Annotated in this window: 3 protein-coding genes and 1 pseudogene; 2 read left to right on the top strand and 2 right to left on the bottom strand. The window is 54.3% G+C overall.

Features of this window, described 5'->3' with window-relative positions; all coding sequences use genetic code 11:
* A pseudogene (locus lacNas_RS00615) lies at positions 1-206 on the top strand (glutamate-5-semialdehyde dehydrogenase); the annotation flags it as partial.
* Between the two features lie 13 nt (positions 207-219).
* On the top strand, positions 220-993 hold the full coding sequence (gene proC, locus lacNas_RS00610; protein ID WP_201330371.1) for a pyrroline-5-carboxylate reductase: 774 nt from the start codon (positions 220-222) through the stop codon (positions 991-993).
* Between the two features lie 161 nt (positions 994-1154).
* On the opposite strand, the gene lacNas_RS00605 is transcribed toward proC, so the two are convergent.
* Together lacNas_RS00605 and lacNas_RS00600 are read right to left on the bottom strand one after the other, a co-directional pair.
* Positions 1155-2522: a glycoside hydrolase family 1 protein gene (locus lacNas_RS00605; protein WP_201330373.1), complete on the bottom strand. Its 1368-nt coding sequence runs from the start codon at positions 2520-2522 to the stop codon at positions 1155-1157.
* A gap of 57 nt (positions 2523-2579) precedes the next feature.
* The coding region (locus lacNas_RS00600) for a PTS transporter subunit EIIC (protein WP_201336206.1) at positions 2580-3143 on the bottom strand (564 nt) is incomplete at its 5' end.

The raw sequence follows: 3143 nt of genomic DNA, 5'->3' as shown, positions 1-3143 counted from the left end.
CTGCCGCCGACCGCTTCACCCAAGCAGTCGACTCAGCTGCCGTTTACGTCAACGCCTCAACCCGCTTCACTGACGGCGGTGAATTCGGCCTGGGCTGCGAGATCGGCATCTCAACGCAAAAAATGCATGCCCGCGGGCCAATGGGCTTAAATGAGCTCAACAGCTACAAGTACATCATTCACGGGCAGGGGCAGATCAGAGAATAGCAAGGAGCACAATATGAAAGTTGGATTTATCGGTTTGGGCAACATGGGCTCAGCAATTGCCAGAGCAGTTGCCAAGTGTGACGGCGTCAGCCTGCTTTTGAGCAGCCACAATCCGGCCAAGGCCGGCAAGCTGCAGGAAGAAATCGGCGGCGAGCTGCTGGACAACGCGGCCATTGCCGCTCAAAGCGACGTGGTCTTCCTGGGCGTGAAGCCATACCAAGTTGCTGACAGCATCAAAGAGCTTGGCGCTTCAGCCGAAAACGACAGCGTCTGGATCTCCATGGCCACCGGGGTAGACCTGGCCACTTTGGCTGAGCTTCTGCCAGGCCATGACCTGGTCAGAATGATGCCTAACACGCCAGTTGCCATCGGGCAAGGGATGACCAGCTACAGCAGCCAAAGTCAGCGGGGCAAGGAAATCTTCCAGACCTTGATGGCTCATTCAGGCAAGGTGGTTGAAATTTCCGAAGGGCTGATGGACGCCGCTACTGCCGTGGCTGGCTGCGGTCCGGCCTTCGTTTACCAGTTTATCGAAGCCCTCGGGGACGCGGGCGTGCAAAACGGCCTTTCCCGGGCTCAAGCCATTGAAATGGCAGCCCAGACCGTTTTAGGTTCAGCCCAGATGGTCCTGGAAAGCGGCCAGCACCCGGCTCAGCTCCGGGATGCTGTCACCTCTCCAGGCGGCTCAACCATCGCCGGTGTCGTCGAACTGGAAAAGAACGGTTTCCGCTACGCGGCCATCAGTGCCGTCAACGCGGCCTTGAAGCGCAACCAGGAATTGGGCTAGACAACAAAAAGATACAAGCAGTAAAAGACGAAAAATACCCGCTGGGGGTGGCAAAGCACCCAGCGGGTATTTTTTTGGAGTAAAGTATGTGATTTTCAGAAGTTTTTGTTTGAAGTTTTATTACAGTAGGAAAAGTCTGTGGCTGAACCGGCCCTTTAGTCTTAGGCCAAGTCCTCGCCGTTGCTGGCAAAGACCTTCTTGAACCAGTAAAAGGATTTTTTCGGCACCCGTTTCATGTCGCGCAGGTCAGGGTTGCCGCGGTTGACGTAGACGGCACCGTAACGCTTTTCCATGTCGGCATGGGAGCTGGGAATGTCGATCAGGCCCCAGCCCAGGTAGCCCAGAACCTCGGCCCCATCTTCAAAAATCGCGTCTTCCATGGCCTGAATATGGCTGCGGTGGTAGGCGATGCGGCGGTCATCAGCGATCTCGTGCTCTCCGTCCCACTTTTCCAGGCAGCCGATCCCGTTTTCGATCGGAAAGACCGGCAAGCCATAGGCGTTGTAGGTGTGCGTGATAATGTTGCGGAAGCCCAGCGGGTCGATGTCCCAGCCAAAATCGCTCTCTTCCAGAAAGCGGTTGTGTTCAAAGCCCCAGTTCAAGTAGCGGTTTGGTGCTTCCCCTGCCGGAACCTTGTCCGCGTTCAGCGTGGTCGACCGGTAATAGCTGAAAGCTAAAAAGTCAGTGTGAATGCCGGCCAGGATATCGGCGTCCCCTGCTTGAAAGTCGGCTTGAATCCCGTGATTTTTGATCCAGGCCAGGACTTCAGTGGAATATTTGCCAGTCGTGTAGAGCTTGTTCAAATTCTCATTCAGAAATTCATTCGACTTGCGCGCCAGATAGACGTCGACTGGCTTGGACGTTGCCGGATAAACTGGCGTGTAGGCAATCATCCCCCCGAACTTCAGGTCCGGGTATTTGCCATGAGCATACTTGCTTAAGCGGGCATGAGCCAGCATGGTATGGTGAAAAATCTGGTACATGTCGCCGATGCTCTGGTCGCCGTGGTCATAACCCGCGATGTTGAAAGCCTCATCGGTAAAATACAGGTTGTGCTCGTTAAAGACGATCCAGTACTTGACCCGGCCGGCAAAATGATCCAGCATCTTTTCCCCGTAGCTGACGAAGTCGTCAACGACCTTTCTGGACATAAACCCGTTCTCTTCCCGGGCGAGCTTGGCCGGCATGTCAAAGTGATACAAGCAGATCATCGGCTCAATTCCCCGCTGGCGCATCCCGTCCACCAGCCGGTCATAGTAGGCCAGGCCGGCGGGATTGATCTCGCCGTCTCCGTCTTTGATCACCCGCGACCAGGAGATCTGAATCCGGTACATGTTCATATTCATGGCCTTGAGCAGGTCCAGGTCTTCTTCATAGCGGTGGTATTCATCGATTGCGTCGTGCCAGTCTGCCGTTTTCTCAGTGGCCGGACGCAGGTCATATACTGACAGGCTTTTTCCGTCAATATTCCAGGCCCCTTCCGTCTGCATGCTCGAGACGGAGTTCCCCCAGAAAAAGCCTTTTGGCATTTTACGCGCCGTCAAATTGATTCCCCCTCAAATTTCTTCATTCATTCTGTTGTTGCTTTAATTTTCGGCTGCTTCAGCGGCCGCGTTTTCCTGTTCGCGCTTGAGCAAAACTTGGTCATAGCGCTTGGCAAACGGGAAGTAGATCAAAGTTGAGATTACCAGCACGCAGAACTGCCAGATCGCGATCTTCCAACCGCCGATGAAGAAACCGGACAAAACAGCCGGCGTCGTCCAAGGTGCAGCCACCCCGTTAAGCGGCGGCAGGATGCCGTAGCGGATCAAGCCATAAGTTGACAGGCTGACTACCAGCGGCACGCAGAAGAATGGTACGGCCAAGAATGGGTTCATGACCAAAGGCAGACCGAACAGGAACGGTTCGTTGATGTTGAAGATTGACGGCACGAGTTCGATTTTACCGATTGCTTTCATCTGTTGTGACTTGGCAAACCAAACCGTGAAGATAACCAAACCGATCGTAATGCCTGAACCGGTCAAGTTGATGAAGTTGTTGTAGAATTCGTTGGTGATAACGTGAGCGCCTTGGGCAACTGACAATTTCCCGGCGTGGTACAAAGCCGCGTTGGCCGCGGTGTTTGGAATCAAGAAGGCACCGGCAACTGA

The organism is Lactobacillus nasalidis, from assembly GCF_016587775.1.
Lineage (GTDB): Bacteria > Bacillota > Bacilli > Lactobacillales > Lactobacillaceae > Lactobacillus > Lactobacillus nasalidis.
Note: the sequence above shows the minus strand (reverse complement) of the source record. Positions and strands in the feature narration are given on the sequence as shown.

What these genes read in the sequence shown, in the direction of transcription:
- proC (WP_201330371.1), top strand. Translation starts at nt 220, where the DNA reads ATGAAAGTTGGATTTATCGGTTTGGGCAACATGGGCTCAGCAATTGCC.
- lacNas_RS00605 (WP_201330373.1), bottom strand. Translation starts at nt 2,522, where the DNA reads ATGCCAAAAGGCTTTTTCTGGGGGAACTCCGTCTCGAGCATGCAGACG.